This is a genomic window from Caballeronia udeis (genome assembly GCF_044909315.1).
Taxonomy (GTDB): domain Bacteria; phylum Pseudomonadota; class Gammaproteobacteria; order Burkholderiales; family Burkholderiaceae; genus Caballeronia; species Caballeronia udeis_A.
Genome location: NZ_JBIYEB010000004.1, coordinates 15,235 through 41,919 on the forward strand (window position 1 = coordinate 15,235; position 26,685 = coordinate 41,919).

At 59.6% G+C, this 26,685-nt stretch carries 19 protein-coding genes and 1 pseudogene; 8 read left to right on the forward strand and 12 right to left on the reverse strand.

Translation table 11 applies throughout. The features are described 5' to 3' along the window. Nucleotides 1-794: 794 nt before the first annotated feature. The gene (locus ABH944_RS07515) at nt 795-4,862 is read left to right on the forward strand and encodes an autotransporter outer membrane beta-barrel domain-containing protein (protein WP_404605969.1); all 4,068 of its coding nucleotides are present in this window, start codon (nt 795-797) and stop codon (nt 4,860-4,862) included. Nucleotides 4,863-5,392: 530 nt separating this feature from the next. Here ABH944_RS07515 and ABH944_RS07520 read toward each other — a convergent pair. Beyond that, entirely contained in the window at nt 5,393-5,917 is a 525-nt protein-coding gene (locus ABH944_RS07520) for a hypothetical protein (protein WP_404605968.1), read from the reverse strand. Between the two features lie 532 nt (nt 5,918-6,449). Between ABH944_RS07520 and ABH944_RS07525 the strand changes: the two genes are divergently transcribed. Then, a complete protein-coding gene (locus tag ABH944_RS07525; RefSeq protein ID WP_404605966.1) occupies nt 6,450-6,890 on the forward strand; it encodes a transposase in 441 nt (146 codons plus the stop codon). A gap of 532 nt (nt 6,891-7,422) precedes the next feature. On the opposite strand, the gene ABH944_RS07530 is transcribed toward ABH944_RS07525, so the two are convergent. Next, on the reverse strand, nt 7,423-8,346 hold the full coding sequence (locus tag ABH944_RS07530) for a class I SAM-dependent methyltransferase (RefSeq protein ID WP_404605964.1): 924 nt from the start codon (nt 8,344-8,346) through the stop codon (nt 7,423-7,425). Between the two features lie 468 nt (nt 8,347-8,814). Here ABH944_RS07530 and ABH944_RS07535 point away from each other — a divergent pair, with 468 nt between their 5' ends. Further along, a complete protein-coding gene (locus ABH944_RS07535) occupies nt 8,815-10,098 on the forward strand; it encodes a sensor histidine kinase (protein ID WP_404659338.1) in 1,284 nt (427 codons plus the stop codon). A gap of 127 nt (nt 10,099-10,225) precedes the next feature. Here ABH944_RS07535 and ABH944_RS07540 read toward each other — a convergent pair whose 3' ends face one another. The 9 genes and pseudogenes from ABH944_RS07540 to ABH944_RS07580 form a co-directional block, all read right to left on the reverse strand. Next, nucleotides 10,226-10,951 carry an MlaA family lipoprotein gene (locus ABH944_RS07540; RefSeq protein WP_404605960.1) on the reverse strand — a complete coding sequence of 242 codons (726 nt, stop codon included), beginning with the start codon at nt 10,949-10,951 and terminating at the stop codon, nt 10,226-10,228. 314 nt (nt 10,952-11,265) lie between these two features. Then, nucleotides 11,266-12,582, reverse strand: a complete 1,317-nt coding sequence (locus ABH944_RS07545; RefSeq protein ID WP_404605958.1) for an ATP-binding protein — start codon at nt 12,580-12,582, stop codon at nt 11,266-11,268. Beyond that, nucleotides 12,558-13,220, reverse strand: a complete 663-nt coding sequence (locus tag ABH944_RS07550) for a response regulator transcription factor (RefSeq protein ID WP_404605956.1) — start codon at nt 13,218-13,220, stop codon at nt 12,558-12,560. Before ABH944_RS07550 ends, ABH944_RS07545 begins: the two co-directional genes overlap by 25 nt. Before the next feature lie 525 nt (nt 13,221-13,745). Further along, nucleotides 13,746-14,174, reverse strand: a complete 429-nt coding sequence (locus tag ABH944_RS07555) for a hypothetical protein (RefSeq protein WP_404605954.1) — start codon at nt 14,172-14,174, stop codon at nt 13,746-13,748. Nucleotides 14,175-14,396: 222 nt separating this feature from the next. Beyond that, complete coding sequence (locus tag ABH944_RS07560; RefSeq protein WP_404605952.1) at nt 14,397-17,507, reverse strand: efflux RND transporter permease subunit; 3,111 nt, start codon at nt 17,505-17,507, stop codon at nt 14,397-14,399. Continuing rightward, on the reverse strand, nt 17,504-18,151 hold the full coding sequence (locus ABH944_RS07565; protein ID WP_404606011.1) for an efflux RND transporter periplasmic adaptor subunit: 648 nt from the start codon (nt 18,149-18,151) through the stop codon (nt 17,504-17,506). Before ABH944_RS07565 ends, ABH944_RS07560 begins: the two co-directional genes overlap by 4 nt. Before the next feature lie 77 nt (nt 18,152-18,228). Further along, nucleotides 18,229-18,720: pseudogene (locus ABH944_RS44635) on the reverse strand (efflux RND transporter periplasmic adaptor subunit); the annotation flags it as partial. Then, a complete protein-coding gene (locus ABH944_RS07575; protein ID WP_404605951.1) occupies nt 18,717-20,216 on the reverse strand; it encodes an efflux transporter outer membrane subunit in 1,500 nt (499 codons plus the stop codon). The pseudogene ABH944_RS44635 and the gene ABH944_RS07575, both read right to left, overlap by 4 nt. An 82-nt stretch (nt 20,217-20,298) precedes the next feature. Further along, complete coding sequence (locus ABH944_RS07580; RefSeq protein ID WP_404605950.1) at nt 20,299-20,997, reverse strand: winged helix-turn-helix domain-containing protein; 699 nt, start codon at nt 20,995-20,997, stop codon at nt 20,299-20,301. 152 nt (nt 20,998-21,149) lie between these two features. On the opposite strand from ABH944_RS07580, the gene ABH944_RS07585 reads away from it, so the two are divergent. The 3 genes from ABH944_RS07585 to ABH944_RS07595 all read left to right on the forward strand — a co-directional run bounded on the left by ABH944_RS07585 (nt 21,150) and on the right by ABH944_RS07595 (nt 23,801). Next, the gene (locus tag ABH944_RS07585) at nt 21,150-21,833 is read left to right on the forward strand and encodes a response regulator transcription factor (protein WP_404605948.1); all 684 of its coding nucleotides are present in this window, start codon (nt 21,150-21,152) and stop codon (nt 21,831-21,833) included. Continuing rightward, nucleotides 21,820-23,232 (forward strand): sensor histidine kinase, encoded by a 1,413-nt coding sequence (locus ABH944_RS07590; RefSeq protein WP_404605946.1) that lies wholly within the window; start codon nt 21,820-21,822, stop codon nt 23,230-23,232. The genes ABH944_RS07585 and ABH944_RS07590 overlap by 14 nt, the downstream gene beginning before the upstream one ends. Nucleotides 23,233-23,519: 287 nt before the next feature. Beyond that, on the forward strand, nt 23,520-23,801 hold the full coding sequence (locus ABH944_RS07595) for a hypothetical protein (RefSeq protein ID WP_404605944.1): 282 nt from the start codon (nt 23,520-23,522) through the stop codon (nt 23,799-23,801). 205 nt (nt 23,802-24,006) lie between these two features. On the opposite strand, the gene ABH944_RS07600 is transcribed toward ABH944_RS07595, so the two are convergent. Then, nucleotides 24,007-24,681 (reverse strand): COG4705 family protein, encoded by a 675-nt coding sequence (locus tag ABH944_RS07600; protein ID WP_404659340.1) that lies wholly within the window; start codon nt 24,679-24,681, stop codon nt 24,007-24,009. A gap of 458 nt (nt 24,682-25,139) precedes the next feature. Here ABH944_RS07600 and ABH944_RS07605 point away from each other — a divergent pair, with 458 nt between their 5' ends. Next, a complete protein-coding gene (locus tag ABH944_RS07605) occupies nt 25,140-25,964 on the forward strand; it encodes a MipA/OmpV family protein (protein ID WP_404605940.1) in 825 nt (274 codons plus the stop codon). 10 nt (nt 25,965-25,974) lie between these two features. Next, nucleotides 25,975-26,658 carry a response regulator transcription factor gene (locus tag ABH944_RS07610; RefSeq protein WP_404605938.1) on the forward strand — a complete coding sequence of 228 codons (684 nt, stop codon included), beginning with the start codon at nt 25,975-25,977 and terminating at the stop codon, nt 26,656-26,658. Nucleotides 26,659-26,685 lie beyond the last annotated feature (27 nt).

A 26,685-nucleotide genomic window follows, 5' to 3' on the forward strand; every position in this document is an offset into this window, starting at 1 on the left:
TAACGGCACAAACGAGCGCGATGGTAAATGGATCTGTCAACCCATAAGCCAGCTCGCGTTCGGCCAATACCCATGCCAGAGCCCAGCGACTCTACTTCCCAGACTATCCAAATTTCCGACGCCATCTCGCTCTCCTGAAGTCGGCCAACGCTACCTGCCAGCGCCCCAATAAGGCCGGATTCATTGCTGTCGGTCATGCGTGGGTTTATATAAACAGATGATTCATTTTTTCTGCCAGACCGCACGTTTGCCCGCGCGTTAATTCCGTCCTTCGCAGCCGCATTGCCGCTCTCCGCGCTATTGGAATCGGTCCCATAGCGGTCGATTACCCAAAAGCAGGCTGGGAACCCACTCGAAAATCACTGAAATCGATATAAGAACTACGCACGAGGTTCATGCGATACGTTTCGAATGGTGAGAATTACACCTTCTAATCATTATAAAAATATTTGTACTATCAGCATTTATTTCGTATCCTTTCAAAAAATTACAAATCGAGACCGAATCGAACGGGGCTCTGAAACCTTAGCTTTACCGGGGGTGACAAAGCATGCGTATTGATTTTCACCCTATTCAGTCTTGGCCGCGCGAACGTCTCCGTGCAGTCTGGCGCACTGGTGCAGAACAGCGCCCGAACGGCAGGCGGTCCGTACGGCACGGGCGCCAACACGATCGATTTCCCCAACAGCGGCTCGCCGAAGCAAGGCGGCTCTAATACACAAGATTTTTCACGACGATATCGCAAGGCATTACCGGTTTGCGTACGACATATTTCCATTAACAGGACAATACCCATGAACAAGAACAAGACGTTCGGCATTGGCATTGGTGGAGTCGCACTGTTATCCGAGATTTTTACGCCTTCCGCAATCGCGGCATGCAGCAATACCGCTCCCACGAGCGGCACCACCGTAACGTGCACCGGGACTGGCATCGTCCCGGTAAATGCGGTGGCAGGCAGCACTAATGTCACCATTAATGCCGATTCGACCGTTTCCGGCAATTTCTTGCGCACCACCAATCCGGTGGTATTCAGCGTCGATACTTCCAGCAGCATTAACAGCAGCGGCAATCTCTCGCTGACCGGCGGTGGCGGCACCGGTGGTGCGCGTGGTGCCGTGCTGCTCGGAACCGGCAATAACAATCAGCTGACCAATGGTGCCGCCGGCACCATCAATACGACAGGCGCTTTCAACGACGGCATGGCTGCCAATGGCAGCGGCAATACGCTGACCAACAACGGAACGATTACGACAAGCGGCCCCAATGCGTATGGGATATCCGCCGCCTGGGGACAAACCAATCTCGGCCAGTCGGGCAACAACCTGGTGAACAACGGCTCCGTTTCGACTTCCGGCAGCAATGCGCGGGCAGCGTCGATCCTCGGCGGCAGCGGCACGATCACCAACAACGGCTCGCTGTCGACGACCGGCGCTGCGGGCCAGACCGTCTATATGCAGGGCAACAACGATCATCTGATCAACACCGGCACGATCACGGCGAGCGGCGCCGTCGCGGGCGGCGTCTCGCCCGATGCCGTGTTTTCGAACACGGCGGGTTCGAGCTTCACGGCCCTGATCGAGAACCGCGCGGGCGGCAAGATCATCAGCCAGAACGGCTCCGGCATCCGCACGCTCAACGGCAACACCACGATCATCAATGCGGGACTCGTGCAAAGCGGAGTAGGCACCGCCATTACGATGGGCAATGGCAACGACTCGCTGATCCTGCAAACCGGTTCGGTCATCAACGGCACCGCGGACGGCGGTGCCGGCTCGAACACGGTGACGCTGCAAGGCTCGGGCACGGCCTCGAATGCCTTCACCAACTTCCAGACGCTGCTGATGCAGGGCGATCTCTGGAACTGGACCGGCAGCGGCACCTTCACGCTTGCCCACGTTCAAACCGGTACGCTGAACCTGAGCGGTACGCTCGGCGTATCGGCGTCGGCCATTGTCGACAGTGGCGCAACCCTGCATGCCAACGCGCAGAATCTGCCGCAAAGCGTGACGGACAACGGTCTCGTGCGCTTGGCTCAGGACAATGCGGGCACCTATGCAGGACTGATATCGGGCACCGGCGCAGTCGAAAAAACCGGCGCCGGCGTGTTGACCCTCGCGCCGGCAGCAGCGGGCGGAAACACATACTCCGGCGGCACGACCATCACCCAAGGGACAGTGGCAATTGCGGCCGACAACGCGCTGGGCGCCGCGAGCGGCGGCCTGACTTTCAACGGCGGTACCCTGCAACTCAATCAAGCCTTGAATCTTGCCGGTACGCGGGCGATGTCGATCACTGCGTCAGGCGGCACCATCGATACACAAGCTTTTTCGACGGCGATATCGCAGGGTATTACCGGTGCAGGAGCATTGACCAAGGCCGGAACCGGCACGCTTGTGACGAAGGGCACAAACACGTACGCCGGCGGAACGACTATTGCAAACGGCACGTTGCAGCTTGGCAGCGGTGGTGCGAGCGGCAGCCTGGTTGGCAATGTCGCGAACAACGGCTCGCTCGTCTTCAATCGCTCCGACGCGGTGGTATTTCCCGGCACGATCTCCGGCAGCGGATCAGTCACGCAGGCAGGCGCCGGCACAACGGTCCTTACCTCGAACAACACCTACACCGGCGGAACAACCCTTTCTGCCGGCACCCTGCAATTAGGCAACGGTGGAACCTCGGGAAGCATCGTCGGCAATATCACCAACAACAGTGCGCTCGTGTTCAACCGGTCGGATGTTGCGACTTATGGCGGAGCGATTTCAGGTTCGGGCAGCGTAACGCAAGCCGGCAGCGGTACAACCGTGCTGACCGGAAGCAGCACGTACACCGGTGGCACGTCCATTACGGCAGGTACGCTGCAACTGGGCGACGGTGGAACCAGTGGCAGCATCGTGGGCAATGTCGCGAACAACGGCTTGCTCGTCTTCAATCGCTCCGATAACGTCACTTTCCCGGGCATCGTTTCCGGCTCGGGGGCGCTCACACAAGCGGGCGCCGGCACTACCCTGCTCACCGCCAACAATCCGTACACGGGTGCTACCACCGTCGCGGCGGGAACACTCGCTATCGGCGATGCACAACACGCGAATGCAGCACTTTCCGGCGGCGGTGCCGTAGGTGTCGCCAGCGGAGCCACGCTTGGTGGTTATGGCAGCGTCACGGGTAATGTTACGAACGACGGCACGATCGCAGTCGCGGACGCGCTTCCCGCTTTTGCGAGTTCGGGTAGCGGCACGTTCACGATCAACGGCACGTTGACCAACGCAGGCCTGGCCGCAATCGGCGGCGCTGGTGTCGGCAACCGGCTGAACGTCGCGGGCAGCTACGTCGGAAACAACAGCACCATCGCGTTGAATACGGTTGTGGCCGGCGATAATGCCGCGTCGGACAAGCTGGTGATCAGCGGCTCCACGTCGACCGCAACCGGCACTTCGGCACTGAAGATCACCAACGTTGGCGGCTTGGGCGCGGCAACGCTGGCGAACGGTATTCAGGTGATCGAAGCGAACAACGGAGCGACCACCGATCTGAGCGCATTCCGGCTCGCGAGCCCGGTCGAGGCCGGTGCTTATTCATACTATCTCGCGAAGGGTGGTGTCTCGAATGGCACCGCTCAGAACTGGTATTTGCGCAACACGGTTCCTGTTGCGGCAACGCCAAACCCTGCTCCTCCGTCAACGCCTGTTCCGCCGACAACCCCAACACCTCCTACCACGCCCTCGCCGCCTCCAACCCAGTCGCTACCGGTTAATCCATCGTTACCGCCATCCGCCGATAACCCGATCGTTCCCGCGGATATGCCGATTGCAGCGCCCGGCACGCAACCGGAGGTGATCACGGCGCTGGCTCAAGCGGCTAATGCCCCGAGCGCATCCCTATCCGCGTCTGCGCCGGCACCTGCGCCTGTGTATCGGCCGGAAGCACCGGTATACGCTGCGATTCCGATGGTCGCGCGGCAGATCAACATCCAGCAGATCGATACGTTCCACGATCGTCAGGGAGAACAATCGCTGCTTGACGAAAGCGGCACCTTGCCGGCTGCGTGGGGCCGAGTGTGGGGCGGCCACACGGTGCAGAGCCAGGACGGTGCGCTGAATCCGGAGTTCGACGGGTCGATCTATGGCGCGCAGGCCGGGCATGATGTCTATGCCGATTCGACGCCGGGCGGCCATCGGAATCACTATGGTTTCTTCGTCGGCTTTACGCGAGTGACTGGCGATGTCAATGGTTACGCGCTCGCTACGCCCAACCTCGACGTCGGCCATCTTGCGATCAACGGGTACAGTCTCGGCGCGTACTGGACGCACGTCGGGCGAGGCGGCTGGTACACCGACGCCGTGTTGATGGGCACCTCCCTGACCATCGATCCTCTATCCAATAACGGTGTTGGTGCGACCACTCATGGCCGCGCGGTCAGCGGCTCTGTTGAGGCCGGCTTGCCGATACCGCTGGCGCATGGTTTGTCGATCGAACCGCAGGCGCAGCTGATCTGGCAGAACCTCTCCATCAACGACCTGAACGACGGCGTATCGACCGTATCGTTCAAACATGGCAATACGTTCCTCGGGCGGCTGGGCGTACGGCTGGAAGGCACATACACGAATTCTGTCGCCACCTGGCAACCGTATCTGCGCTTGTCGGTGCTGCGCAACTTCGGGGCGCGCGACGACGTCACGTTCGGGGGCGCAACGACGCTGCCCGGATCGGTCGGGCAGACGGCCGGGCAGATCGGGGCAGGTCTGGTGGCGAAGGTCGGCAAGTCGAGCAGCGCGTATGCGACGCTCAGCTATTTGAGCAATCTCGGCGGCTCACATCAGCGCACGATAACCGGAAATGCGGGTGTTCGGTGGTCGTGGTAAATGACAGGGCAGTGGCATCGCACGGGCTTTGTCAGGTTGATGGGGAGGCGTGTCATTGCCGCATCCGATAAAGTTATCTAATAAGGATAACTACTATTAATACATACGGGTCGTCTGCGCCCGTCAATTTGACAGAGCCTGCCCGGGCTATTGGCGTTCAGGCAGGATTCCGGTGCGGTTAGGTGCTCTAGGATCCGGACTCTCGGTTGTTCTCGTGCCATTACTTCGCATACTGCTGATTATGCCGTCTGTGCCTTTTGTGAGGCCGGCGCTGGCTCGCACGTCATCGCCGGTAGCCGCGGCGCCCGGTGGCGCTGTGCCCGCGCCATTGGCGCCTTGAACGAGCGCCGCGCTCCCGACGCCGGTCACGCCGCTCCCTTCTTGTGCGTAGCTCCCGTCCGACATGGCGATAACCAGCATTAAAAAACAGATCTTCTTTGTCGCGACTTTCATTTTCAACCTCCAAAAACCTTATAGCTTGCGCATCGGGTGCATGCACAAGAGGAGAGCCAGGCGCATGCACCCAGGGGCTACCGGTGCCCCCCGCCGCCGCCGTGAAAACCGCCTCCTCCAAAGAAGGCGTTTCCTCCGTGAAAGCCGCCGCCTCCATGAAAACCGCCTGCTCCATGAAAGCCTCCACGGAAGCCTCCACGCGGTCCGACGTGGACATGATCCATATGATGGAAGTGATGAAACCGATCGACGAAGACAAACGAAGCGCCGAAGCCGAACGCCACAGGTGGCCCATAAAACCACGGGTCGTAATAGGGATAGTACGGATACGGGGGCGGCGGGTAAACGTCACCCATATCGACGCCCGCGTCCTGCTGCTGAATCTGCCAGGTGCCGTCGGGCTGCTTGCATGCAAGGCCCGATATGTTCTGCGTGGTGCCATCGATATCCGCCGTGCCGTTGACCATGCGGCACGTGGGCGACACGGCCGATGTGGTCGTCGTGTCATTCAGCGGACCAGCCTGGCCGGGCAGCGACGCCATCGGCGTCGCGCACGCGACACAACTGCAAAGCACCACTCCAAGTCCAATAAAGTTGCGCATGAATCCGTCCTGGTCGACGGTCCGGTACCACGACGCGGACCGCGGCGTCGACACCGTGAAGACCCCATCGGTTCGCCTCGCAGAGCGCGTTGCCGGAGCATGTGAATTCACATGTGACGATGTGCACGACGACGCGGACCTACTGAATATAAAACGCGCCGCCGGCTGACGATATTCCACTTTCTGGCCCTAGTTGCGACATCGGTTTGTTACGTCGTGTTTCATATCCGGGAGCGCTTCGCGTTGTCCGGACATCAGACTCGGGTTGTTGCGTCACTTGCCCGAAGCATTCTTGAGTTGCCACACCAGGTTGGCGAACGGCAGACGCTCCCTAAGTCTGTCCTAAGGGACTTGTTCTACTAATGAACAGTACGGATTCTGCACGCTCTCGCTGACCGCACAGTAAGCAAACTGCATCACTAGTTGCGAACATAGCCGCTATGACTTGAGAGCGCGCGCCAAACTGACCTTTCAGTTAAGTTACTCACATCAAATCGTTATTTAAAAGCAGACCGGGTTCTGGATTTCTGCCATGGGAACTATGTTTGAAGATCTGATAGACGATGATTTCTGGGCTCTTGTTGAACCATTGATTCCTACGCGATCGGTGTCCGAGCGCCGCGGCGCAGGGCGCCCCCGGGCACCGGACCGCGCAGTATTTTGTGGCATTGTGTTTGTGCTGCGATCGGGTATCTCGTGGCCCCTGCTTCCTAAAAACCTCGGCTATGGAACTGGCCAGATTTGCTGCCGGCGGCTGGTCGAGTGGCAGGAGGAAGGCGTGTGGCCAAGTCTTCAAAGAGTGCTCGTGGACGAATTGCAGCGTCGCGGCAATGCTGATGTGGCGAACGCGATCGTGGACAGTTTGTCGGTCCGTGCCGTGTTGTCAGGAAACAAATCTCCGGGGACTCTAAGAGCTGGCAACCTTGCCGGCAAAACGAGCGCCGACAGAAAACGAGCAGCGCTCCGAGTTTGATAAGCGATTAAAAGGCCCACTGATTTTCGTCATGGAGCCAGACTTACCTATCTCTATTGCTGAGCCAAAAGCAGCTCTGCGGTTCGAGCACAGGCGTGGGTGAAAACCACAGGTCGATCGCACGCCCTCCACGACCCACATAGTTAACAACCGAAAGCACTCAAGCTTCGTTCGTTGACATCGTCACCCTTCGTTCGTTGACATCGTCACCAAGACGTAGAGCAAGAAAAGGATCCGCTCATTGCTAACCACTACCGCCGATATGACCGGTTCCCAGGTATTCACGCGCCAGGCCTTCAACCACGAAGTGGTGGTCCTCCGATTATGTGTCGACGGCCCCGTTCTTTTTTAGTCAGGAATTGTTTGTACCTTTGCCAGTAATGTTTCGCCAGTCGAGTCGAAACACCGTTCGAGGATTTCGCACAAATCTGAACGCGCGGAACGCCAAACGTATTGCTTAGGATATCAAACCTCGTGCAACAGGAGTTCTGACGTACGAAAGTCCGGGATATATTGACACCACGGGTTCCAATTACGAAGGCGGCTTCCGAGCCGTGAGATACGCTATCCGGTCCGCGGTAACGAACTGCCGCGCCTCTACCCTTGGACGAAAGATCGCCTCGAACAATTCACGCTCCTCCGTGGAGAAGCGTTCCGCGAGAATGCGGCCGAGTGGCAGTGCCCAGGGGTGAGGCGAACTGCCCAGAAATACCTCCCAGGAGTGCACGGTCGACGGGACGACATCAACGTGAAACTCCATGTGGATATCAATGAACCCGACGTCCAGCGCAAAGCGAGCCAAATCGCGTTCACTAAAATTCGTGAGGGGATTGCTGGAAATTCTTTCTTCCGTGTCGGGAAACTGTGCGCCTTTCCAACGGCTGAGAAGAGGAAAGAAGCGATCTTCCAATGCCGGAGGCTGAGCGTCGACCAACTGTTTTAATGAGGCAGCTTCAAACGCATCGTCTCGAAGGATGGGTTCGCCAATCGACAGTCGCCCTCCAGGCTTAAGAACACGGAGGAACTCACGAAGTGCTTCCACCTTATCTGGAACGTAGGCAAGCACCGCGCGCGTGGTAAGAACGTCGACGGACACGTCGTGGATATCCTTCAACGCACCCGCCGAACATTCAATAAATCTACACTGGCTCTGAACATTCCTTTGAATCGCCAGCGCTTCGACATGACGCAGTAACGGTGCCGATATATCAGTGAGGATAACGCGAAGCGATGGGCCGATTGTGTCTATCGCCCGAAAAGCTATCAGTCCGTCGCCCGTCCCTATGTCGACTAGTGTCATCCCGGCAGAAAGTCGGGCACCGTCCAAAACTCGATCCGCAATCGGGTCAATCGCGGCGCGCAAAATCTGTTCGTGCTCGGGATCGTTGCCAAAGCGCGTGTGCAAGAGCCATTCAGACCAGACATCCGTTTGAGATTCGTTTGGCTCGGTGTTCATTTATGGCAGACATCTCAGCGCAGAAATTGGAGTCGAGCTGCCAGCGGTAAGGTTGCGCCGAGGTTGGAGCAACACGCGCGGCTCGAATCAGAAACTTCTGCGGATCCAATCACGCAGTAAGCAAACAGACGATAAGGCCAGTCTCTTAGCTGACGCTTAGGGACGCGCTGTCTCGACCACCTATGCGTTAATGGGACTTGTTTCATTGCCGCTTTGACCCTGCATTTTTATCGCGAGAAAACCAAACCTCCACCATTTCTCCTTCTTTTGTTCACTCTCGGTGCGCATTGATCGACTACGATCTGAGTGTACTGACCGTGATCATCCAACCCGATCTATCAGCGGTCAGCCACTCCAGACCGCGCTCACAGCGTTTGCAGTCGCCCCCTATACGACATGCTTGATCACTGGATTCGAAGTTTGTCCGCACGCCTGTGGGTTACCAGCGTTGCTGCGCTCGCGGTCTGCATGAGTCTGCTGGCCGCCCTGGTCATCTACGCATTCAGCCACTTTCCCGAGCGGACGATTGGGCGACATGAACAGATAGAAAGAGCTGAGGATATCGTGAAGGGGCTTGGCTTTGACAACGCTGGACGTCCAGTCTCGGTGCAGCCTTCCGATCAAACGGCGTGGCTGTTCAAGGTGGTGTCCAGTGAACTGAAGTATCGTGTACTCGACCAGCAGGGAAGCGTGTTGCTCGCATCGAGTGACGCACAGGACCGTACCCCCTGGATTGCCGGGGATCCTTTTCAAGCCGCCGGCAAGATCGAGCAGGTCGCGATCGGCAGTAGATCGTTTGATGTCGTAACGCTTCAGGTTCCGCACGGACATGACGTGTTCTATGCCCAATCCGCAATGAGCACGCGTTTGATCGACGCCATGATTGGCGCAAAGGTCAAACAGATTCCGGCGATCGTCAAGATTACGATCCTGGCTGCAACAATCATCTTTGGGTTGACGCTGACCGTGACCCTGCATCGGGCACTCAGGCCGCTCAGGGAGGCATCGGGCGCCGCTGCGCTGATCACACCGCACAACTTGACCGCCCGCCTTTCGCCCAAGGGCGTTCCCAGTGAGATCAAGCCGCTCCTCAATGCCTTCAACGAAGCGCTTGGCAGACTTGAAAACGGTTTCTCTGTCCAGCAACAATTTCTTGCGTCAGCCGCACACGAACTTCAAACGCCACTCACATTGATCCGCGGTCAGATCGAACTGGAGCCTGAAATCAAGCATAGGGAACTGCTATTTCGCGAGGTCGATCTAATGGCCCGGCAGGTTCGGCAGTTGTTGCATCTCGCCGAAGTCAGCGAACCGCAGAACCTCAGCTTTGGCGAGGTCGATAGCGCTGACGTTGCGCGAGATGTCGTGGCGTATCTGTCACGCAAGGCCGACCGGGAGCAAGTGAAAATCCAGCTTCAGGTTCCGGTTGCTGCGGCGTCGATCTGGGCAGACGGGAGCGCGCTGTTTATCTTGCTCAAGAATATTGTCGAGAATGCGATTAATGCTTCACCACCCAATAGCGTTGTATCGCTGATCGTCGACAATGCCTCGATTCAGGTTCAGGACCAGGGGCCTGGCATCAACCAGGACCACCTTCCGTTCCTTTTCAAGCGGTACTGGCGCGCTCCGGATAGCAGTCACGACGGTGCGGGACTAGGACTGGCTATCTGCAAGGAAATCGCTACTGCTCACGAATGGCAGCTGACAGTGAGCAGCCTGATTTCGGGAACCAGATTTACTGTATGGCTTTAAATACGCGTAACGCTATCGATGTACCGAGTTTCATGGCATCCGTTCCCGCCATCCGTTGAACACAAGGTCATGTTCAACGCACCCGACTTACCCGTTACTTATCCGCCCGAGGTTTTTAAAGGCACTGCTATGGAGCGGCATCCGTGTAGACGGGAAGCTTTTCAGCATCGTCCGGCCTCGGGGAGGAAAGCGCCTTGCGTCGGCGCAGATAAAGATCACGTGTGAACGAATACTGGTCGAGGGCGGCTTGCGAGAGCAAGTTGGTGGCGCCCAACAAATCGGCGCGCTCGCTCACGAAATGCACACCGCTCACAGATGCCTGCACCGCGAACGGCGCTGCCGAGAACGGGGTGAGCACGCTTGAGACCGCGACATTGCTGACGTCACGCACGCTGCTCGGGCCAAACAGCGGCAGCACGAGGTAAGGACCAATCGGCACGCCATAGTGCGCGAGCGTGAGACCGAAATCCTGATGGTGCTTAGGCAGGCCTGCCGGGGTTGCAAAGTCGATGAACCCGGCAATACCAAACGTCGAGTTGAACGCGAAGCGCATCAGGTCTTCGGTGGCGTCGGTTGGTTTCAGTTGCAGCGTGTCGTTAGCGAAGTTGCCGATGTCGCCCAGGTTCGAAAAGAAATTGCGAACGGAAGTTCGGACAGGCGACGGCACGACCTTCAGATAAGCAGTCGCCGCGGGCTTGGCGACGTACTTGTCGAGCTTGCCATTGAAGGAGTAGATCGTACGGTTCATTGGCTCGAGCGGATCGCCGGCCGTGCGCAGTGAGCCGGTCGCGCATCCACAAAGCAGGATCGACGCAGCGATCGTCGCGAGCGCGCTGCTGCAGCGGTAGTTCATGGGGAACTCCTGGAAGACGTTAACGAAGACAGGACGCGATGACGCCGGTGAGTGGAACTCCAGCATCGAAATCATCATCGGCTGCGGCGACTTACTGGTTACTTACCGGGATGTCGAAAGACCAGGCCCTCTCGCACCCGGTGAGGCCGTTGCAAACTGCAAGTACTGGAGACGCGGACATCATGGCCGAGCTGTCGTTTGGTTTTTCTATCGCCATGATGTGCCGGGCGTGTCGCTCTCTTGAACGATTCGACGACCGGTGAAGTATTTCGGGTTCGCGCTCGTCAATCCAGCGTTAATCGCCGCACGATTGTTCAAAAGGTCACGGTCACGCGCAGGCCGGTTTGACCGGCGGTGGCCAATGCTATTCTCGCGCCCACCTTCGTCGCGATTGATTGCACGATCGACAATCCAAGGCCGGACCCGCTTTGATCGGTACCGAGCACACGATAAAACCGGTCAAACACGCGCTCTCGTTCGCTTTCCGGTATGCCTGGCCCCGTATCATCGACTTGAATCTCCGTCGCTCCCCGATCCGTTATAACTTTCAAATCAACCTGTCCCCCTGCTGGTGTGTATCGGATCGCGTTGTCGACAAAATTCTTGACCAGCGTCACCAGGTCCATCTCGCCGGCCGAAACGAAGGCATCGTGATCTCCCTCTACGCCGAGGTCCGCCCCCTTTTGCTCAGCCAGTGGCAACAGGTCTTCAATAACCTGCCTGAATACTTTCCTTATCGAAGTTTTTGTCGAAAATTGATCACCGCCGTCCTGAACTCGAGCTAATGTCAGGAGCTGTTCCTGGAGTGCTCGCGTACGTGCTAGTCCACCGCGCAGCGTGTCAAGGCGTTCACGTGCCTGCTGCGGCATCTCCGACGCGCTCAGTCGTTCCGCCTGCAGGGATAACGCAGTAAGGGGAGAACGGAGTTCGTGGGTGGCATCTGCAACGAAGCGCCTTTGTAACGCGGCGGACTCTGAAACACGAAGGAGCAATCCGTCAATTGCCTTGACGAACGGCAGGATCTCGGCAGGTATATTCCCTTTGAACGGATAGACGAGCGCGGAGATGTCGTGCTCTGAGCGCTCATCGAGTTCGGCCGATAGTTGGATCAACGGCCTGAACGTGCGTCTCATCAAAAAAGCGACTATTGCGAGCAACACGGGAACCAGAACCGCGAAAGGGATCAGGGTGGAGAGCGCATTGTTGCGAGCGATCTCGGTCCGGTCCGCGGTCTCTTGTGCAACCACAATCCGTGTAGTCGAGTTGAGTGGCCTCACCAAAAGCCTCCAGAGCTCGTTCCCGACGCTGATTGTGTGGAGACCATCTGGTATTGACCTGGGAACGCTGAAAGGGTCTTGTTCAGCAGTCAAGGTCTTCACGACGATTTTTGCACGAGGTTCACTGTCGGGGAGGTACCCCTGCGATCCGGCCTCTATCGCTGGCAGGTTACTCGCGGTGGTCAGGGAAGCGACCTGCTTCAGCTGGCTGTCCTGCAGTTGATTTGCTTCGTGCAATGCCAGGCTATAGGACAAGCAGGCACCGAGAACGGCGAGGATGACAATCGCAATGGCGAGCCAGACCGACAGCCGAACGCGCAGTGACTGGCTTAGTGCTCCTTGGAAACCAACCATCCTACGCCTCTGACATTTTTGATCGCGTCGGCACCTAGCTTTTTGCGGATCGAATGGATAATGAATTCAACAACGTTGCTTTCGACTTCTTTGTTCCAGCCATATAGACGCTCTTCTATTTCCGAGCGTGACAGGATCGCGCCGGGCCGCATCATAAGCGCGTGCAACAAGGCGAATTCCTTGCCTGATAACCGCGTGTGCAGGTCGCCCCGGCTTGCTTCGCGAGTGGCCGGGTCGAGACTGATGACCCCATTTGTCATGACGGGGGTTGCGAAACCGCCGCGCCGGCGCACCGCCGCTCGAATCCTCGCCAACACTTCAGCCATCTCAAAGGGCTTCAGTATGTAGTCGTCCGCGCCTTCGTCAAGTCCTTCGACGCGATCATCGACAGCATCGCGCGCGGTCACGATCAAGACGGGTACCTGAGTGTTCCGTACGCGGATCTCGCGCAAAACGGCAATCCCGCTTTTTTTGGGCAAACCTAGGTCCAGCAGTACCAGGTCGTAGGTGTGGGTTCGAAATCCAGATAGCGCGGCCTCGCCATCGAGCGCCCAGTCAACGCCGTAACCAGCATCTCTAAGAACCGCCTGCATGGATTCCCCTATCATCCTGTCGTCCTCGACAAGCAGCACTCTCATGTGTTTACGTCCCTGGATGTGGCAACTGATGTTCAAGAACCGACGCCCGTTGCACTGCTTTTTTCGACCGGTGAGAACGGGAAAGCAGTCTGCGAAGGTACGGCGCGTGTAAGAAGGAATCGTCCAGCGTTGCAAGGACGTCTACTTCCCGATATTGACTTCACGCCAGGTCTGAGCAAAGGCGACGACACTCGCAAAAAGGCGCGAATGAGAACGGTAGGCATGAGTGGACATGAGAGGCTCAACCGCTGCTACGGTTTGGTAAGCTATGACAGGTATGGACCAGGTCCCGCATGCCGGTGCAACCGATTCCAGAAAATTGCTTCGCGGGCGCGACTGCGTAAGCACCAAGCATTCGTCCACCCGGAAACGGGGTGGACGAATGTTTCTTACGTGCGATTGGTTTGAGTCTGCCAAAAACCTGTTCGCCAACGAGCTTGCCATACAAGACTTAGGAAACACTTAGAGCCGCGATGCTGACCCTATTGACCCGCGGTTGCTCTTCGCTTGCCGTTAACGGCCCACTTACTCTCCAACGAAGATCAATCCATGCGGCGTTTCCATACCGGTGAACACCGGCGTCATCGCTCCCGTCGACGTGTTCACCTGCAAGACCGTGCCTTGGCCTGCGCTGTAAGCGGTGCCGGCGGTGAAGCCAGGGGTTGCGTCGATGCGATAAATCAACTGCGCCTGATTGTCCGCCAGCAACATGAACGAATTGCCTGACGGCGCCCAGCGCGTGTCATCGACCGGCCACCCGTTGCCGTACAGCGCCAGCGGCAAGACGCTGACCCATTGATTCGCACCTGGGTTCGCGATGAACACCAGCTCCGAATCCTGCTGGCTATCCACAACCAGATCGCCGCTCGGATCGATCGCCATCGAATCCGGGTCGGTCATGTTGAGCGTCACTTGCGTATTGGTGGGGATATTCGTCGCCGTTGCGTTGCCCATCAGCGCAGGCGTAGATGGAATGGGTGACCTGGCACGTTGAAGGTCCGGACGATACTCCCGTTCATATCGTATTCGATCACTTCGCTTTGCGGCGAGGTCCCGGCAACGGCTGTGCCATCCGGATTGTTATTGTTGTCCTGAGCAATGGCGAAGATGTTGCCGCCGTGCAGGAGAAGGTACCCTACCCGGTCACTGACAAGCTCGAGGGGCGTAACACATCCCCTATTGAACCGGCGTACGCTCCGTCGCCACCCCGCTCTCGCGCTTCCGGTCGATCCAGTGAGCGAGCCGATCGAACCAGAGGTGTACTACCGGCGTGGTGAACAGTGTGAGCATTTGCGAGAGGATCAAGCCGCCGACAATTGCAATGCCGAGCGGCACTCGAAATTCCGCGCCCGCACCATGCCCCAGCGCCAACGGCAAAGCACCGAACAACGCAGCCAGCGTCGTCATCATGATCGGGCGGAACCGCAGCACGCACGCTTGGCGGATCGCGTCGTGGGGAGACAAACCCTGCTCCCGTTCAGCGACTAGCGCAAAATCAATCATCATGATCGCGTTCTTCTTCACGATCCCGATCAGCAGGATGATGCCGATCATGCCCATGATCGACAGATCCTGACCACATAACATAAGTGCGAGCAACGCGCCCACGCCCGCGGACGGCAACGTCGAGATGATGGTCAGCGGATGAATTGCGCTTTCGTACAAAATCCCAAGTATCAGGTACACCACCACGAGCGCGGCAGCGACCAGGTAAGGCTCGCTTTTCAGCGACGCCTGGAACGCCTGCGCTGTTCCCTGGAACGTGCTGGTAAGCGAATCCGGCTTGGCCGCCGCCACTTCCGCACGATGAATCGCGTTCACGGCATTGCCCAGCGACTGCCCCGAAGCGAGATTGAACGAGATGGTCACCGAGGGAAACAAGCCTTGGTGGTTGACCGAAATCGGCGACACGTTGTTCTCGACTTTCGCGAGCGTATTTAGAGGCACCAGCGCATTGGTGAGCGGAGAACGCACGTATAGATGAGCGAGCGCATCGGCCGTCAACTGGAACTTCGGATCCACTTCTTCTATGACGTGATACTGGTTGAGCTGCGTGAATAGCGTTGCGATCTGACGCTGGCCGAAGGCGTCGTAGAGCGTGTCGTCAATAGCTTGCGCGGTAATGCCGAAACGCGATGCCGTGCTGCGATCGATCAACAGGGTGGCACTGGTCGCCGACGCCTGCTGGTCCGAGGTAACATCGGTCAGTTCGGGCAACGCCGACAACCGCTGGGTCATCACCTGTGCCCAATGATTCAATGCGCCGACATCGGGTGTCTGCAGCGTGTATTGGTATTGCGCCGCGCTGATCCGGCCGCCCACCTGGATATCCTGACGCACCTGCATGGCGAGCGAAATGCCGACTACGGCGGCAAGCTTCGGTTTCAACCGGTTCAGGACTTTGCCGGCACTGTCCGTGCGCTGCCCGAACGGCTTGAGGTTGATCATCACGCGGCCCTGGCTGATGGTCGGGTTCGGACCGATCCAGTAGTAGACGTTGTCGACTGCCGGATCGGACTCGATAATATGTCCAAGCTGCTGCATCCTGGCCGCCATCGACTGCGGCGAGATATCAGGCGCTGCCTGGGCCACGCCCATGATCAACCCGGAATCCTCCTGTGGGAAAAAACCCTTCGGGATGGCGATGAACAACCCGGCAGTTGCGATGACCGTTGCAACCGTTACGCCGAGCATGATCTTCTGGTGGCGAAGCACCCAGTCAAGCCCGCGTTCATAGCGCCGCTCGGTCCATGTGAATCCCCGCTCGAGCCACGCTTCCAGTTTGCGTGCCCGGCCACCGTCCGTGCCTGGAGCGCGGATAAGCCAGCCGCACAGCATTGGCGTGACCGTCAGCGACACCACCGCCGACATCAGGATCGCCGCACTCACCGTCACGGCAAACTCGCGAAACAGGCGCCCGACAATCCCGCCCATCAGCAGGATGGGGATGAACACGGCGATCAGCGAGATCGTCATCGAAATGATGGTGAAGCGGACCTCGCGTGCACCCAGCAAGGCAGCCTGCATTCTAGGCAAGCCTTCCTCGATGTGACGCATCACGTTTTCAATCACGACAATCGCATCGTCAACCACAAAGCCCACCGCGATGGTCAGCCCCATCAGCGAAAGATTGTCGAGGCTATAGCCAAGCACGTACATCACCGCGAAGGTCGCGACCAGCGAGAGCGGTATTGTCAGGCTCGGAATGACGGTCGCCCAGAGATTGCGCAGGAACGAGAAGATCACCATTACTACGAGCGCGACCGTCAGCATCAGCGTGAATTGCACGTCATGCACGGACGCGTTGATGGTCTGGGTCCGGTCGCCCACCACGTGCAGATGTGCGGCAGCCGGCAACGTCGCCTCAAGCGCGGGCAACGCCGCGTTGATGTTGGCAATGGTCTGGACCACGTTGTATCCGGGCTGCTTGTGCACGTCCAGGATGATCGCGCGTTCATGCTGCAGCCACGCGGCCTGTTGCGTGTCTTCGGACGCGCTTATGACCGTGCCCAGGTCCTGCACGCGAACAGGCGCGCCGTTCTTGTAAGCCACTACGAGGTCACGGTATCCATCGACGGTGGTGAGCTGGTCCGTCGCGTTGAACACGACCGAGCGGTTAGGACCATTGAGGCTCCCCTTGGGCGCGTTGACTGTCTGCAGACCCACGATCGAACGCACGTCTTCCAGCGTGAGGCCGCGTGCTGCGAGCTTGTCAGGGTCCAGCCGGATACGCACGGCCGGACGCTGCTGTCCATGGAAGTCGACGAGACCGACACCGGGCATCTGCGAGATCTGCTGCGCCAGATAATCTTCCGCGTAGCCGTCGAGCTGGGTGAGCGTCAGCGAAGGTGACGTCAACGCGAGCGACAGCAAGGTGAAGTCAGCCGGGTTGACCTTCTCGTACGTAGGCGGGTTCGGCAGGTTCTTCGGCAGCGTGCCGCCGGCCGCATTGATCGCCGTCTGCACGTCTTGCGCTGCCCCGTTGATGTCGCGGCTCAGATCGAACTGGACGGCAATATTCGTCGTGCCGAGCGAACTCGACGAGGTCATCTGCGTGATGCCGGCAATCAGCGACAGTTGCCTTTCAAGCGGCGTCGCTACCGACGTCGCCATGGTCTCCGCGCTCGCGCCCGGCAACTTCGCGACAATCTGGATGGTCGGGAAGTCGACCTGCGGCAACGGCGCGACCGGCAACAGGAAGTAGGCGACCGCGCCGACAAGCAGCACCGCGATAGCCAGGAAACTCGTCGCAATGCGGCGCTGGATGAAGCGTTCGAGAAGGCTCATGACGGATCGCCCACGGTGCCGGTGTTGGCGGCGTCAGCGGCCGTGTCCGGCGTCGCGGTTACCAACTTCGCCGCTACCGGCGCGCCGGGATTCAGGCGGCTCTGGCCATCGAAGACGATCAGGTCTGCCGCCGTGGCACCACTGCGAATTTCCGTCATGCCGTCCACGCTGACGCCGACCTGCACCGGCCGTAGCTGCGCCCGTCCGTCCGGACCTACGGTGTAGAGCTGCGAACCGTTTTGTGTATTCACCACTGCGCGGCTGGGCACGGCCAGGCGTTGTTTATCCGTGCGGATCAGCACGCGCGCGTTGACCAGTTCGCCCGGCCAAAGCTTGCGGTCCTGGTTCGTGAACGACGCCTTGAGCTTGATCTGGCCCGTGGTGATATCGACCAGACTATCGATGAAAACCAGTGAGCCCGAAGCGAGCGCCGTGCTTCCCGAACGCGTGCTGACATCGACGGGTAGGGGGGCCTTCGCCTGGCCCGCGAGCAAGTCGGACAAGCCGTCCTGAGGCAAGGAGAACAGTACCTCGATCGGTTCCATCTGCGTGACGGTGACGATGCCGGTCGTATCTGCCGGATGCACGATCGCACCAAGGTCGGCCTCACGCGCGCCGACGCGGCCCGTGAACGGCGCGTACAGCGTCGTGAAGCCGAGTGTTGCAGACGGTCGCTCTGGACCAGCGCGGCATCGGCTGCGACGCTCGCCGCGAACGACTCGACCTGCGACTTCGCGGTGTCCACGCTCTGTGTTGTCGCCGCCCCGATGCCCACCAGCTTCGAGAAGCGCGCGAGATCCAGGCGAGCGTTGTCGAGGCTCGCCTGATCCTTGCGCTGCGCGGCTTCAGCCTGCCGCAATTGCGCGGTGAGCGGGCCCTGGTCCAGTTGCGCGAGGAGCTGCCCCGCCTTCACATCCTGCCCTTCCGTGAACGCGACGCGCGCGAGTTGCCCGTCGACCCGCACTTTCACATCGACTGTGTTGAGCGCCTGGACCGTTCCCACCGCGGCGAGGCGAATCGGGAAGTCGAGTAAGGTGGCGTGACCGGCGTTGACCGGAACAGCGGCAGCCGGCGCGCTGACCGGATGTTTCGGCCATAGCCACCAGCCGAGTAGCGCGAGAAGGACAAGTATCGCCACGATAAACGGTGCATGCATGGACCGTTTATCGTGGCGACGAGGCACGGGCTGAAGAGGAATGTGTTCTTGTTTCATGAGTTGCCAGGATTCGATTGAGGACTTGATGGGGACGCCTCGCGTGCGGAATCGGTGACGCCAAAACCGCCGCCGAAAGCACGGAACAAACCCACCGACGCTTGCAGCCGTAAGAGCCGTGCCTGCACCAGCGTGTCCTCTGCCTGGTACAGCGTGCGCTGTGCATCGAGTACGGTCAGGAAGTCGACCGTGCCGTACTTGTACTGCGCCTCGGCGAGCGTCGCGGCCTGGCGCGCTGCGGCGGCGGCGGTTTGGTCGAAGGTTTCCGCAAGCTGCTGTTGCTGCGCGGCCGTCAACGAATCTTCAACGTCCTGCAGCGCGGTCACGATCGTCTGCCGGTAGTCCGCCACGCCTTTGGTCACGGCCGCCTGGTTCGCATGAAGCTGGCCATGCAACGCGCCGCCATCGAAGATTGGTGCAGCAAGGGCGGTCGCGATGCTGGCAAACGGGCTCGTCAGGAAATGCGACAGCGAACCGCTGCTCAAACCGCCATCGGCCGTGAGCAGGAGGGTCGGAAAGTACGCCGCGCGTGCCGCGCCGACGCTGTAGTTCGCGGACTGCAGGGTCGCTTCCTTCGAGCGGATATCGGAGCGTGCTTCCAGCAAGCTCGACGGCAAGTCGGGCCGCACCGCCGGGATTGGAATGGCGCTCAGCTGCACCTCGGCCACGTTCATTTGCTCGGGCGCACTGCCTGTGAGCACAGCCAGCAAATGCAGGCTTTGATCGAGTTGCTGCTGCAGGACCGGCACGTTCGCCTGGAACGTGGCCAGCGCATTGCGCTGCTGCTGGATCTGCAACTCCGTCGCCACGCCGGCACCCTTCTGCGCGATGAGCAACTGAAGAATGTGTTCGGCGTCGGTGGAAATGGTGCGTGCGAGCATCACCCGGCGCCGCAGGGACTGGATCTGGAAGTACGTGTTCGCAACCGATGCGGTCAGCGTCAGTGCGACCGTATCGCGATCGAATTCCGATGCCCGCGCGAGCAGCATCGCGGCGTTGGCATTCGCCGCGTTAAGTCCCCAGAAATCGACTTCATAGCTGGCCTCGAGAAAGACGCTCTGGCTCTTTCCTGTCGAGCCCTTTTGGCCGCCGGTGCCGCCCTGATGGCTGCGGTCGTAGGTTGCCCCAAACGTCAACGACGGATACAGCGGCGCGCCGGCTTTCTCTGCATTGCCGCGCGCTTCCTCGACGGTCGCCACCGCCGACGCCAGGGAGAAGTTGTTCCGCAGGCTCCGCTCGACCAGCGCGTTAAGCGCAGGATCTTGATACGCACGCCACCATTCGCTGCGAACCGGCGTGGTGCCGGCGAGCGAGGCTGACGCGGCGCCGTCGAAGCGCTGGGCAAGCGGTGCATCGGGGCGCTTGTACGCGGGCACGAGCGAACAGCCGGAAAACAGCAGCGCCAGTGCCAGTACCAGTACGGCCGCGCAGGCCGGACGCACCGGTTCGGCGCGGCAAAATGCGGGCAACAGCGCCGAACGAGGCGGTTCGGACATGGAGTAGTGTCTCTCGCAACAATGAAGTTGCAAGCGTAGTGAGACCGTCCTGTCAGCTCTTTCGCGCGATGATTAAAAAACTTTAATGCGGCGACGAGTGCGAAGGAAAATCAGCCCCCAGAACGTAGCCAGCGCCTGCTACGGTGCGAATCAGCGGTGTCGGGAAGTCGCGGTCCACCTTGGCGCGCAGCCGGTGCATATGCATGTCGATAATATTTCCGCGCGGCTCGAAGTCATAGTTCCACGCCGCCTCGAGCAACATGCTCCTCGTCACGACCTGCCCCGCATGGCGCATCAGGCATTCGAGCAACAGGAATTCGCGATGCTGCAAGTTCAGGTTTCGTCCCGCCCGGGAAGCGGATCTGGCCCGTGTATCGAGAGAAAGGTCCGCGCACGACCACACGTGTCCCGTGCGCCCGCGATTGCTCCGGCGCACGAGCGCCTCGACCCGCGCCAACAGTTCCGCGAACGCGTAAGGCTTGACCAGATAGTCGTCGCAGCCGGCCCGGATGCCCTCTACCCGATCCTTCAGGGTGCCGAGCGCCGACAACATCAACACCGGCATGAGGTCCCCGCCCGCGCGCAATTGCCGTACCAATGCCACGCCGTCCAGAGCAGGTAGCAACCGGTCAGTGACCAGCAGGTCGTATATCCCTTCGCGCGCGAGCACGAGGCCCGTGGCGCCGTCCTCCGCGGCATCGACTATGTGGCCGCTCTCTGTCAGCCCGCGGGCCAGGAACAGCCTGCCGCGGGCATCGTCTTCGATCACCAGAATCCGCATACGGGACTATCCTCGCGCGCTTGCATTAAAATTTTTTCATGTTGAGGCGAAATGCCCGACCGGTTCGGCGCGGCATACTGCCATGGCAAAGGGTAGTTTACAGGCGGTGCGCGGTGGATGTTCCGCCGGGGGCACTCGCAACAGGAGACAACATGCCGAACGTACTCGTTATCGAGGACGACGCCCAAACGCTCGACGAGATCGTCGAGGCGCTGACCGACCACGGCTGCGTGGTCGACGCCGGGCAGACTGGCCGCGAGGGGTTGATGCTCGCGATCGCCAACGCCTACGACGCAATCGTGCTCGACCGCATGCTGCCTGGCGGACTGGAAGGCCTCGGCGTGCTGGCATCGCTGCGCAGCGCGGGCGTGGTCACGCCGGTGCTGATCCTGAGTGCGTTGTCCGCGGTTGACGAGCGGGTGCGTGGCCTGCGCGCGGGCGGTGACGACTATCTGACGAAACCCTTTGAGTTCATCGAACTGACGGCGCGGCTGGACGCGCTGATGCGCCGCCGCGACGCGCCGCCGAGCGTGCAGGAATATCGCGCAGGTCCGTTGCAACTCGACTTGCTCAAGCGCGAAGTCACCTGCGCCGGGCGGCCCGTAGCCTTGCTGCCGCGCGAGTACCGGCTGCTGGAGTACCTGATGCGCAACCAGGGCCAGGTGGTCAGCCGCACGATGCTCTTCGAGGCGGTCTGGGATTATCGGCTCGATGAACGGACCAACGTGATCGACGTGCATATCAGCCGTCTCAGGAAGAAGCTCGACCCCGCCGGGTCGATGCCCATGATTCATACCGTGCGCGGTTCGGGATACCTGCTCCGTGCGCCTGACTGAACTCCATCGAACGACAAGTTTCCGGCTCGCGACGCTGTTCCTCGCGATGTTCGGCTTCGCCTCCATCCTCCTGTTCGGTTATCTGTATGTGGAGATCACCGGTTTCGAGACGGAGCGGGCGGATGAGTGGCTGCGTCGCGAGCACGCAGAGTTGATTCGCGACAAGCCGGACGATCTCGTCGCCCGCTTCGAAAATCAGAACAGGTACGATCCGCACACGCAACGTCCGTTCGGTCTTTTCGACGCCGGCGGGCATCATCTGGCGGGTGGATATCCTGGTGAGCGCCCGGTTATTCCAGCCTTCGACACGCCGTTCACGCTGCGCCTGCATGGTCTGCAACATAACCCCCCGGGCCGTTGCATTGCCGCGGGTTTCCCGGACGGCCGAGTCGCGATTCAATGCCAGAACACGCGCGAACTCGACCACTTCGATGAAGAACTGCTGCACGCCCTGCTCTCCGCCGCGGTGCTCACGCTGGTGATCGGTCTGCTGGGCGCGGCGCTGATCGGGGTGGGGTCGGTGCGCCGCCTGGACGCAGTCACCGCGAGCATCAAGGAAATCGTCGCGGGCAACCTGAGCCAGCGTCTGCCCATGCGTTCGAAGCAGGACGATCTCGACCGGCTGGTGCGCGTGGTGAACGGCATGCTCGACGAAATCGAGCGTCTGATGCGCGAGGTCAAGGGTGTATGCGACGCTATTGCACACGACCTGCGCACACCGCTCACGCGCCTGATCGCCGGCCTCGAGCGAGCGCAACGGCGCGCGCAGACGAAAGAGGAATATCGCGCCGCGCTCGAAAATACGCTTGCCGAGGCGGGCGGCATGTTACGCACCTTTAATGCGCTTTTGCGCATCTCCGAGATTGAAAGCGGCGTTCGGCGCGAGAGTTTCGAGCCGGTGGATCTTGCGGCGGTGGCAATGGATGCCCTCGAACTGTATGAGCCGGCAGCAGAGGACAAGGACATCTCGCTCGTTTTGGAACGGTCATCTCCCAAGCCTTATCCGATGCTTGGAGACCCCAGCCTGCTGTTCGAGGCACTCGCCAATCTCGTGGAAAACGCGATCAAGTTCGCGCCGCCGCAAGGCCATGTTTGCGTGCGCCTGTTCAGCGATGCAAGCGACTTCGGCGTGTCGATCCGCGACGACGGCCCCGGCATCTCCGTCAAGGAACGTCAAGCCGTGCTGGGACGTTTCTATCGCGGTGAAGCGAGCCGGCATACACCCGGCAACGGACTGGGGCTGAGCCTGGCGAATGCGGTAGCCGCGATGCACGGCATGGAAATCCGCTTCGCGGACGTTCAGGCAGGGTGCGAAGTCCAGTTGGCCAAACCCCGCGAATCACCCGACGCCCGCAACTGCAGCCGCGAAGCAGCCAGCGCATCAAGCGCCTCTGGTTGACGGTACCCGCGGTCTTCCGCTCTTCTGCGTTCCAGCCGGACTATTGTTCTCCGGGAAAGCTTAAGGTTTGCTTAAGCCAATTATCGATTGATTTTTTTTTCATGACAATCGATCCGTCATCCTAACGACTTCATTTTTCTGGATTGCACTAGCACATCGGCCGTGATGTTTGCTTAAGGATGGCTTAGGGAAAGTCAATAATAAAAAAATATACAGCTCAATACGATGCCGAAACCGCCGATAGACCGTATGCATTACCGCAACTTACCAACCTGGAGAATAGCTAAATGAACGTCAGTCCACTCAGCCAACCCCCGTCGCAGCCGGCAACTGCCGCTGTTTCAACGGCGTCCGCACCCGCGGCCCCCTTAAAGACCGAAGCGAGCAAGACCCCCGCAGCTGGCACGGCGGCTCCGCCGGCGTCGTCAACGGTCAGCATCAGCAACGCGGGACGCGCTGCACTTGCGGAAGCAACTGAATCAGCCGCCACCACAGCGAAAGAAGCGGGCAGCGGCGATCGGCAAGCGCAAAGATTGCTGGCCAAGGAGGCCGCGAGCAAGATCGGCTAGGTCGCGGCAGGCGCTTTCGAGGCTGCGGGAGAGTGGCCTCGTTTTGAAAACGCTGATCTCCAGCCCGTGGCGGCGAGCGCGGGCAGCGGCACGACAAGAAACAGCGCCACGGCTCAATCCCTTGCCGAAGCGTTCGCCCGTCCTGTCAACGCGGCAGCGATCAGGAATACGTGAAGGGAGTCCAGAAGCTTTATTGATAGCGTGATCACGTTTCCTGACCGCGAGACGAACGCGCCAGATCCGTTGATCCGGTCGGGGATGCGCGCCAGGTGAGCAATAGAATCGCGAGCGCCGATCCGGTTATTGAAGCGCTGGGGACCAGTGACAGAAGAAAAGCCAGGACATCGCCAACGTTGGTGCCCCACCACCTCACGCCGACGACAGCCACCCAGTAGCTTGTTGCACCGGGCCAATCCATGCGCGTTCTTGCGATCCAGATAAGAAGCAGAGCTAGCGTTGCGATAGAAGCGGATATCGGAACGCCCATTTGGACTGAGTTGAACGAGTGACCGAGTGCGTCGCCGATCACCGTTCCAAGAGACCCCGCTAACAGCATTGTCAGCCAATAAAAGCCGCACGCTGGCGGCAAGGCGCCCTTGATCTGCTTCGACTTTGATCGATGTTGCAGTACCAGGATTCCACCAAGAAGCAAAACTAACGCGGCAATGACGTTTAAGTACGTGAGATGGGCCTGGTCTATCGAGTAATCAGCGATATTGGTTGCCGCCGCTCGCACAACGAGGATTGCGATCCAATAGAATGCTTCGCTTCCTCGGGAAGTTGCGCGTTCGGCGGACATCAAGAGCGCAAACATAAACGCCAGCATGATAAGGCCCGAGAGCGCGCTCACTTTAAGAACGTCAGGAATGGTATCGCCCATGTTTGTTCCGCACATGCTTGCGACCAGGATTGCCGCCCAGTATCTGGGGCCAACTTTTGGGGTTACCTTCAGGCGCATCAGGCGCTCCTATTGGTTGTTCGACGAGACAGGATCTATTTCGGCCGCGGCGGACGCCCGAGTCCCGGTCACGCCGGTGTTGGGGATTTGTCCACCGATGTCCGCTTTGGCTAACACCGCGAGAGTGGCGAAGACAACGGCCGGACGCCGATACTAAAGGGGGCACACCCACGTCCAGCAATTCCATAATCGTTCGGATCGACTTACGCGGCACTTACGTGCTGGTCGTTCATCGACGGTGTTGAGCTTGCAATAAGCGCGGTTTCGCGTCATCAGCCCAGATATTTTTGTACGCAGCAATCCGGTCGGGGAGTAAGTGAGCAGTAAGTCAGCGAGCCTTAAAGTCGGGTCCGTCATTCCCCCTCTTCAAAGGCACAACTGTGAGAAAACTTCTTCACCGCAGGACCCAATTGCTGCTCACCGTCGTATCGGTCATGCTGCATTCGGGGGCGGTTTGGGCAGCAGACGGCCTCACAAAAGATCCGTCCGATACAACAGACGACACGGGATTCACCGTCCTCAGCAATGCAACCAACGTCACGCATTGGGGTCTCGGTGCCGGTGTTGGCCTTGAGGGCGCGCCTTACAAGGGATACGGGTCGAAGGTCACGCCCCTCCCGCTGATCTACTTCGACGACAAGTGGATACACGCGCTCGGCACCACGCTCGACCTGAAGATTGGCAAGTGGAGCAGCGTGCTGTTCACACTGCGCGGCCAATACGCGATCGGCGATGGGTACAAGGGCTCGGATGCACCGATCCTGAATGGCATGCAAAACCGCAACGGCGCGTTCTGGTTCGGCCCGGCGCTTGCCTGGCGCACCGGCTATGGCACGCTGTCGGGCGACTTCCTGACGGGCGGTAACAAGGGACAGAAAGCAAGCATCGAGTTTGCGAAGGCCCTGGAATACGGCAGCTTTTCAGTCGAACCGCATGTAGGCGCCGAATGGCTCAGCAGCAAATACGTCGACTACTACTATGGCGTGACGTCGTCGGAAGTGCGGGTGGGACGGCCCGCTTACACCGGGAAAGCGGCTTACAATGTGTCCATCGGTACCAAGGTTGACTATCGATTCACACCCCATCAGCTCGTGTTCTTCGACGTTGGCGTAACGCACCTGAGCACCGGGATCACCGACAGTCCGCTGGTTGGCAAGCGATTTGTCCCCGAGGTCAGGCTCGGCTACCTCTATCAATTCAAGTGAGCACCGCTCCATGTCGCGAGTCGCACTGGTCGAAGACCACGCACGTTTGGCGGGGATGATCCGGCAGGCGTTGTCAGGCGCGGGAATCGAGACCGATATCTTCAGCAATCTATCGGAAGCCCATTACGGCATCAGCGAGGCGAACTATGCGGTCCTGATCCTCGACCGTGGATTGCCCGACGGCGACGGGCTCGCATTTCTGCGCAGGTCGCGTGAAGCCGGAAGGATGATGCCGTGCCTGATGTTGACAGCGCGGGACGCTTTGCATGACCGGATCGACGGCCTGGAAACCGGTGCGGACGACTACGTCACCAAACCGTTCGCCATGAGTGAACTGGTCGCGCGCGTGCGCACGCTGATGCGGCGGCCGGTCGAACTCACAACGCTGATTCAGAGTTTCGCGGACATCGCAGCCGATCCGCAACAACATGCCCTACGCTGCGGCGGCCAGTCGATCATGCTTTCGCCAACCGAGCTGCAGATCATGTTGACCTTGCTCAAGGCAGCTGGCCAGACCGTCAGGCATTCGGCACTGGAACACGCTGCCTGGGGATTAGGGGAAGCGGTCACGCCGAACGCACTTGAGGTGACCATTCACCGCTTGCGCAAGAAGCTGCTGGCGATCAATGCCACCACGCGTCTTGCCAACGTCCGGGGCGCGGGCTTTGCGCTGCAAAAGCTGGACTCTGACTGATTTGCACGCGTGAGCTCCCTGAGCCGC

Excerpts from the sequence above, each read along its gene's own strand:
- ABH944_RS07515 (WP_404605969.1), top strand. The coding sequence starts at position 795 with ATGAACAAGAACAAGACGTTCGGCATTGGCATTGGTGGAGTCGCACTG.
- ABH944_RS07520 (WP_404605968.1), bottom strand. The coding sequence starts at position 5,917 with ATGCGCAACTTTATTGGACTTGGAGTGGTGCTTTGCAGTTGTGTCGCG.
- ABH944_RS07525 (WP_404605966.1), top strand. The coding sequence starts at position 6,450 with ATGGGAACTATGTTTGAAGATCTGATAGACGATGATTTCTGGGCTCTT.
- ABH944_RS07530 (WP_404605964.1), bottom strand. The coding sequence starts at position 8,346 with ATGAACACCGAGCCAAACGAATCTCAAACGGATGTCTGGTCTGAATGG.
- ABH944_RS07535 (WP_404659338.1), top strand. The coding sequence starts at position 8,815 with ATGAGTCTGCTGGCCGCCCTGGTCATCTACGCATTCAGCCACTTTCCC.
- ABH944_RS07540 (WP_404605960.1), bottom strand. The coding sequence starts at position 10,951 with ATGAACTACCGCTGCAGCAGCGCGCTCGCGACGATCGCTGCGTCGATC.
- ABH944_RS07545 (WP_404605958.1), bottom strand. The coding sequence starts at position 12,582 with ATGGTTGGTTTCCAAGGAGCACTAAGCCAGTCACTGCGCGTTCGGCTG.
- ABH944_RS07550 (WP_404605956.1), bottom strand. The coding sequence starts at position 13,220 with ATGAGAGTGCTGCTTGTCGAGGACGACAGGATGATAGGGGAATCCATG.
- ABH944_RS07555 (WP_404605954.1), bottom strand. The coding sequence starts at position 14,174 with ATGGGCAACGCAACGGCGACGAATATCCCCACCAATACGCAAGTGACG.
- ABH944_RS07560 (WP_404605952.1), bottom strand. The coding sequence starts at position 17,507 with ATGAGCCTTCTCGAACGCTTCATCCAGCGCCGCATTGCGACGAGTTTC.
- ABH944_RS07575 (WP_404605951.1), bottom strand. The coding sequence starts at position 20,216 with ATGTCCGAACCGCCTCGTTCGGCGCTGTTGCCCGCATTTTGCCGCGCC.
- ABH944_RS07580 (WP_404605950.1), bottom strand. The coding sequence starts at position 20,997 with ATGCGGATTCTGGTGATCGAAGACGATGCCCGCGGCAGGCTGTTCCTG.
- ABH944_RS07585 (WP_404605948.1), top strand. The coding sequence starts at position 21,150 with ATGCCGAACGTACTCGTTATCGAGGACGACGCCCAAACGCTCGACGAG.
- ABH944_RS07595 (WP_404605944.1), top strand. The coding sequence starts at position 23,520 with ATGAACGTCAGTCCACTCAGCCAACCCCCGTCGCAGCCGGCAACTGCC.
- ABH944_RS07600 (WP_404659340.1), bottom strand. The coding sequence starts at position 24,681 with ATGGGCGATACCATTCCTGACGTTCTTAAAGTGAGCGCGCTCTCGGGC.
- ABH944_RS07610 (WP_404605938.1), top strand. The coding sequence starts at position 25,975 with ATGTCGCGAGTCGCACTGGTCGAAGACCACGCACGTTTGGCGGGGATG.